This is a genomic window from Treponema lecithinolyticum ATCC 700332, assembly GCA_000468055.1.
Taxonomy (GTDB): Bacteria; Spirochaetota; Spirochaetia; order Treponematales; family Treponemataceae; genus Treponema_C; species Treponema_C lecithinolyticum.
The window spans coordinates 1-1,656 of the sequence record KI260555.1; the positions used below are offsets into that span (position 1 = coordinate 1).

Sequence of the window (1,656 nt, forward strand, 5' to 3'; positions counted from 1 at the left end):
AAAAACGATGACCGCTGTACAGCTGATAAAAGGATATCTGTGGTATGTACAGCCGGGAAGATACAGCGCTATAGCCCAAGAGATAGAACAGGCAGTGCAATCGTATGCGATAAGTAAAAATCAAAGTAGTAAAAAAAAGAAAGACAGATTACGAGCGGCAGCACAACAATTGTGCGCTCACCATTTAGTACACAGCGGCATACGCAAAGAACAAAACGTATGCATCAATATAGATGCCGAATTCTGTAGTGAAGGCACAGTCAATCAAGAAAACCTTAACCGTTTTATAAAAGAAATAGTCAAAGCCTACTGCTACCAAAAAGTCTTATGGGAATACATGGGCACTACCTCAAGCTTTACGTGCATCAGTAAACTTGCGATGGAACAAGACGGCTTTGTATACGAAGATTATCTTCCGGTATCTTACAAACGGGATGCGGCACAAAAAGCAGCAGAAAAAATAAAAAGAGAAAACAAAGTCCCCATCTACGCCTATACGGACGGCACGGTAAGCGAGCACTACGATAAAAAAAAAGCCCGCTTTAGCTTTAACGCGCTCAAAGATACATCGGGTTTTAATTGGACTAAAGGCTACGATCCGAATGACACGGTAGAAAAAAAAGGCTGGCACGGAGCATACAATAAAGACGGCTATTGGGTAAAAGTAAACGAGAGCGAACACACCCAAGAAATAGGAAGCATTACACAGCCTGTAGTACAGCCTTTGCAGCTGATAAAAGAAAAAGAGGGGGCACTGCTGTATGACGGTTCAGGATTTTTCAGTGAAACTTCGGATATCCTGTATATAGATGCACTGTTACACGTATATGCACACTCACAAAACGACAAAACCGCTACCGTAGAGCGCATAAAACAAGCGTTGCAAGATTTAGGTGTGCACACAATTAGCCATGTTGCCTGCCCCGGTGTCGATAAAAAAGAAACACGTGAGCGCTACCGAAAAGCTTTGGGAAAACTTGCCTGTGATGACTTACAGATAATCGAGGTAAAAGAAGCAGAACACAAAATACAAAGCTACAAAGCACAACAAGCATTAGCACAGGCACAGCACAAAGGAATCCTACTTGAAAAAAGCATACAGGCTGCCGCACAAAGCGGCATGAGTGCACCGGACATACGCACGATTGATATAGAAAGGGGCATACCGACAGCGCTTAACAGAACCGATACCGAGGATCTAAAAACGTTGTTATCGAAACCGGCGGACATTGAGTACATACAAACCTTACCGGTAGCAGATGAGCAAGAAGCACTGTTTAACCGCATTCTATTACACCTATTATACTTAAAAAAACACAGTGCAAGCGATATACCGGTTTCACAGCTTGCCCAAAGCATCTGTGATAGCCTGCAAGGTAAAAAAACAAATGCCGTTATGGGCTATCAAACGAGCTTTTACACACTGTGTAGCGCAGAAGATGAACTTGAAAAGCGCATAAGAAACACAAAAACCGAATACGATATAAGCGTTTCATCACAGAGGAAACAGTTTTTACAGGAGTTGGTGCACAAAAAATACATAGCACAAGCGAATGTTGCAACGATAGAACAGGAGCTGAGCTCATTGTATGAAAGCATTCCTGAAAAACAAAAAGAAAAAACAAACCGCTCGATACAAAATGCCTTGTATGCATA

General features: G+C 42.2%; 1 protein-coding gene. It reads left to right on the forward strand.

Going from position 1 to position 1,656, the window contains the following annotated elements; translation table 11 throughout:
• Positions 1–1,656, forward strand: a 1,656-nt coding sequence (locus tag HMPREF9193_RS11245; RefSeq protein ID WP_021686389.1) for a hypothetical protein, incomplete at both ends; no start/stop codon positions are given.